This is a genomic window from Hadarchaeum sp. (SeqCode) (assembly GCF_049969415.1).
Lineage (GTDB): Archaea > Hadarchaeota > Hadarchaeia > Hadarchaeales > Hadarchaeaceae > Hadarchaeum.
On record NZ_JBMFOX010000052.1, the window covers coordinates 1 to 4509 of the forward strand.

The 4509-nt window shown below is 51.6% G+C and carries 8 protein-coding genes; 1 reads left to right on the plus strand and 7 read right to left on the minus strand.

The window, feature by feature from the left end; translation table 11 throughout:
• The 5 genes from ACP5PX_RS07270 to ACP5PX_RS07290 form a co-directional block, all read right to left on the minus strand.
• A partial coding sequence (locus ACP5PX_RS07270) for a cysteine peptidase family C39 domain-containing protein (protein WP_428085304.1) occupies positions 1–334 on the minus strand: 334 nt, incomplete at its 3' end.
• Positions 335–645: 311 nt separating this feature from the next.
• A complete protein-coding gene (locus ACP5PX_RS07275; protein ID WP_428085305.1) occupies positions 646–903 on the minus strand; it encodes a hypothetical protein in 258 nt (85 codons plus the stop codon).
• A 4-nt stretch (positions 904–907) separates the two neighbouring features.
• Positions 908–1432, minus strand: coding sequence for a hypothetical protein (locus ACP5PX_RS07280; RefSeq protein WP_428085306.1), 525 nt, complete (start codon positions 1430–1432; stop codon positions 908–910).
• Positions 1433–1785: 353 nt separating this feature from the next.
• Positions 1786–2121 (minus strand): hypothetical protein, encoded by a 336-nt coding sequence (locus ACP5PX_RS07285; protein WP_428085307.1) that lies wholly within the window; start codon positions 2119–2121, stop codon positions 1786–1788.
• A gap of 301 nt (positions 2122–2422) precedes the next feature.
• Positions 2423–2686 carry a hypothetical protein gene (locus ACP5PX_RS07290; protein ID WP_428085308.1) on the minus strand — a complete coding sequence of 88 codons (264 nt, stop codon included), beginning with the start codon at positions 2684–2686 and terminating at the stop codon, positions 2423–2425.
• 35 nt (positions 2687–2721) lie between these two features.
• On the opposite strand from ACP5PX_RS07290, the gene ACP5PX_RS07295 reads away from it, so the two are divergent.
• Positions 2722–2988, plus strand: coding sequence for a hypothetical protein (locus ACP5PX_RS07295; protein ID WP_428085309.1), 267 nt, complete (start codon positions 2722–2724; stop codon positions 2986–2988).
• Here the strand turns inward: ACP5PX_RS07295 and ACP5PX_RS07300 are convergent.
• Together ACP5PX_RS07300 and ACP5PX_RS07305 are read right to left on the minus strand one after the other, a co-directional pair.
• Positions 2976–3215: a hypothetical protein gene (locus ACP5PX_RS07300; protein ID WP_428085310.1), complete on the minus strand. Its 240-nt coding sequence runs from the start codon at positions 3213–3215 to the stop codon at positions 2976–2978. The genes ACP5PX_RS07295 and ACP5PX_RS07300 overlap by 13 nt on opposite strands.
• Positions 3216–3551: 336 nt before the next feature.
• Positions 3552–3989 carry a hypothetical protein gene (locus tag ACP5PX_RS07305; RefSeq protein WP_428085311.1) on the minus strand — a complete coding sequence of 146 codons (438 nt, stop codon included), beginning with the start codon at positions 3987–3989 and terminating at the stop codon, positions 3552–3554.
• Positions 3990–4509: the final 520 nt, after the last annotated feature.

Sequence of the window (4509 nt, forward strand, 5' to 3'; positions counted from 1 at the left end):
CTATGTGGTCGCCTACGAAACCGATGACCACCACGAAGTGCTTCTGCGGCTGGGTAAGATGGGCGATCAGGGGCAATCCCCCTCGATCAAAGTAATCTTTGAGGGCTTCGGGTTTGACGCGAAAGCCTTTAGTGGGGATACCTTTGGCTTCCAAGGTTCGCTTTAGAGCCAGGGCGTTTATCCCCCGCTCAGGGCCCGGTTCAAGGCCTTGGGCCCGCATGAAGTTTTGCGCGAGCTCCAGGGCCTCCGCCTCCGAGGTCGGTAGGCCGTAGTAGTGGGTGAGCAACGTGGCCACCGCAGCCGGGCCGCAGGTGTACCAGTCCGTCTGGCCCACCACCTCTGTATACCGGAGGTCACGGTATGGCAGGGGCTGAAACAAAAGCTCGACAAGAAGCGCTAGCAGCGTTACAGAAGAAACATCTAAAGTAATCATTACCGCGTTCCAGCGACTTCTATGTGATTGCTTGTCAAGTGTCCCGTTTCTTCTCCCGTTCCTTCTCAAACCACGTGGAAAAGGGCCACTGTCTGATCGCGTCTTCAAGCGACGCCTTCGTGACAATGTTGAAAACAAACATCACCATGGCCGCGGCCAATCCAAGGCATGTGCGGCGAAATCGCCCACAGGGCTGGCCTCTCCCAACGTGCCTACCTTTCCCGCGCAACCTCACGCTTGCGGCGCTCTAGCCATTTGTCAGTCACGGCTAACAATGCTGCGCCAGGGAGATAGAGAACCGCTGTCCACCATGTACTCATTGGCCACCGCTTGAACCCTTCTACTAACGATCGCTCCGAAACGGCGCTGGCTATGAAGGTCGCTGTGGCCAGAAGAAACAGGTAAACCACCATGCGCGCAAAAAAATCTGCAACGACATCTACTTTATCTAGTTTTCTCCTCTCGGCCATGGTCTCACCTCCGGAGCCAATCCCAGACCGTTCTGAATGCATTGACCACGCGCTCACTAACATGCGTGTGAAGTACTATGTGGACCCTATGCAATGTTTCATAAACTCTCTGGCCAAAGGATACAGCAGCACCTCCAACAGTTGCCACAGCGCGTCCAGTCCAACGGAGTGCACCCGCTAGACCCGAGCGAACAACCGCAACAGCTTTTGCTCCGGCCGCAGTGGCACCTATGACTCCCCCGACGAAGCCAGCACCGAAGGCCATCGCCACCTCTTTCCCATCCACTTTCCCTTCCGTCCCAAGTTGTTTTGCCACATCCAAGACTGCTGAAATAGCTCCGCTTACTATCCCCGTTGCAACTATAGTGAGTGGGTCGGCCTCGCCGTCCACTGCAAGAAGCTCTGTGTCCGAAAGCTCATCGCCTTGGGGCAACGCGATCCAGGGTTCCTCTACCAAGACTGTCTGGCCTGCGGTCACCTGGCTGAAAGTCGGGAAAGCCGCCACCACGGCCGCCAAGGCCACCGCCAACCCCCTTTATCCAAGATGCCGAAGCATACGGGGTAGCTTCCGCTGTCAGCCGCAGGTCCTACCTGATCCGATCACGGAACGGGTTAAACAAACGGTAGCCAATCCCTACCAAGGCACCGCCTAGACCGCCGATCCCTCCAACGATGACGAGTTCTGCCCAATGAACGGTTACCATCTGAATACCGAGCGTCGCGCTAAGCGCACAGACGATGGCTACGATCAGAAACCAAGTAATAAGGCCTACACTCTTTCTTAGCGCTGATAATCCCCCAAATAAAACGAGACTTCCGCACAAACCGAGGAGGCCCCCTGCAACTGCTACCACTGCAGTCATATAGCCCCTCCCTCACTGCTTACCGGTCGGAAAGCAAATAATGGGAAGCACCTACTAGAAAAGCAGCTACAGCAGCAATGCCACCTATGCATGCAGCTTGCAAGCCCGGGTCTAGGTTAGATCTACCAACGTAATGGATGCCTACCGCACTTGCTCCAGCTATGCCCGCGTCCAAAAGCGCTACGAGATACCATGCCGCTTCGCCTTCCGCCCCAAGCAATTCAGTATCCGGCAGCTCCTCCCCTGCCGGCAGCACCGATTGGACCTCCTCTGCCACGGTCACCTGGGCGAACGCCGGGAAGGCCGCCACCATGGCCGCCAAGGCCACCACAACCGCCTTCTTCCAGGTCGCCATCCTTCATCACCTCCTTTGATGGCGACCAAGATGATAATGGGGCCCCCCTCCCCACCTTGTCAAGACCCTGGGCCGGGAAATTTGTCCCACAACTTTTCCCCCTCCCACGGCCCCCCTTCCCCAAAGCAGCGTTATCGCAGCGGTAAACAAAAGCAACCGCTGCCGGCCCAAAGGTGTACCAGTCCGTCTGCCCCACCATCTCTGTATACTGCAGGTCACGGTAAGGAACTGGTTGGAACAGGAGTTCAACGAACAAGAGCAGTTCTGCCAAATTCACCCCCATGTTGGAGTCCCCCGTGGGCTACATCGGCGAGGTCCCGGGGCCTTCAGATCCCTTGTTCGCCTTCTCCCCTGTCTTTCTGCGTCGCTGAGCACCCTCGAGGGCGTGGATCACCATGTCAAACGGTATGCTGACGAGCACGACTGCTACCCAGGCAACCACCAGCCGCCGGACCACCGCCCACGGCTGCGAAAAGTCACACTTCCCTCCGGCGCCGAAAGGACAAACACCTGCAACGTAACAGTCGCAGTAAACCGTGCACTTTTCTGAGCGCTTTTTGGGCATAAACTTATCTTTTAAAACTTTTTTCTATCCAACAGATGAAAAAACTTATTCCAATCGTCACGGAAAGTAAAAGTACTACGCTTGACCAGGTCTTATATGGCCAATTTGCAATGGCTGCTTGCCATGATCTCTCTTTGATAAAGCCGCTCAAGAGTGATGCCAAGGCGATTGCGCTTGCCAAAAACAAGGCATATAATAGAACAACTAGTGTAGCTCGTAATTTCCACAACAAAGATGCCCCCTTGCCGATGAACCAATCCCAAGCGCCCTTAAAAATTGCTAACGGTCTTTATCCAATTTGAACAGCCAGTATTACACCTATTGTCACAATAATTGAACAGCCAATTAGCGTTAAGCGCACGCGATTATTTTTAAGCATTTGTAAAGCAACGTCAAAAAATGGCATATTTTTTGCTTTTGAAAGACCAAAAGCGATAACCAACCACAACACTAAAAAGTTCAAAATAAATATTGAAAAAATCAACAAAAGCCAATGCAGTAGCATAGAACTCATCTCCAAATCCTCCACGAAACTATGAGTTCCCCCCTTTCTTCGCTTCAGCTTATATCCAAGTTGAGCTTCCCCTCTTCATATCTTGAGAAGCCTCCTCCAAACCCCTTCCCATATCCCCGCCCTTTCCTATTCCTTGAGCCTCCATCCAGCGACAACCTGTGATGAAGATATATAAGATGCCATTTATGGTCTTCCTGCCTGCTCTAGGTCTCCCCACATTAGTTTTTGAGGGGAAGCAAGGGTTTGATAAATTCCCACTGCTCGTCGGTTAGTTCTTGAAACCTCATTCCCTCCTCCTTGACTAACTTTGTCAAAGAGGAGTATACTACACTAGTTTTGAGACGAGTTCATTCAAAACCTCCACCTTGCTGCGTTCTCCGGTATCAAATTAGCAGATGAATATGGTACTAGATCAGCTAAAATTTTATGTGAACTCGTAGAAGCGCGTACTGAAGCATAGAAACCTATGGCTGTAACAAGAGTACCAAAGCCGAAAAGTGCCATACCTACATCCCATCGTGGAGTTCTGCCATGCATTGCTTCAATGATACAATACGACCCTCCTACACTTATTCCACCCACTACCGCAACAACTATCACCCATGCCCACCATGGTATCTCTCCCTCTACTACAAACAATTCGTCATCCGAAAGCTCATTGCCAATAGGTAATACAATCGAATTCTCATTGTTAGACAAAGCATGTACTGCGCTTGTCTGGGGAAACACTGGGAATATTGCCACTATAACAACCAAAAAACCCAAAACCACTTTCTTCCAGGTCGCCATCCTTCATCACCTCCTTTGATGGCGACCGGGATGATAATGGGGGGGCCCCCCCACCTTGTCAAGACCTTGGGCCGGGAAATTTGTCCCACAACTTTTCCCGCGCCCACGGTCCCCCTTCTTCGATGTCATTGCGGCAGTGAATGAAAGCAACCACCGCCAACCTAAAGGTGTACCAATCCGTCTGGCCCATAACTTCCTCGCAACGGAGCTCGTCGATATTAAGGAACAACACCTTCTTTAAGGGTGGGTGCCAATATAGAAACTAAAAAGGTACTGGACAGTATATTTGCAATCAATGTTCAATGACGCCTTTTTTGAGTTCGCCACTTTTCAATCCTATTTAACATAAATTCTATCGTCAGCACTATCAGAAAACAGGCAATCGGCCAAGCGATTACATCGAACCAAACAATCTGTACTTTACCCGGGGCCTTAAGATAGGCTGCGAGATGGAAGAAAAAAAACAGCTACACAACCCCACAACCACGCTCGAATCACACTACTCAGTCGCCCCATTTTC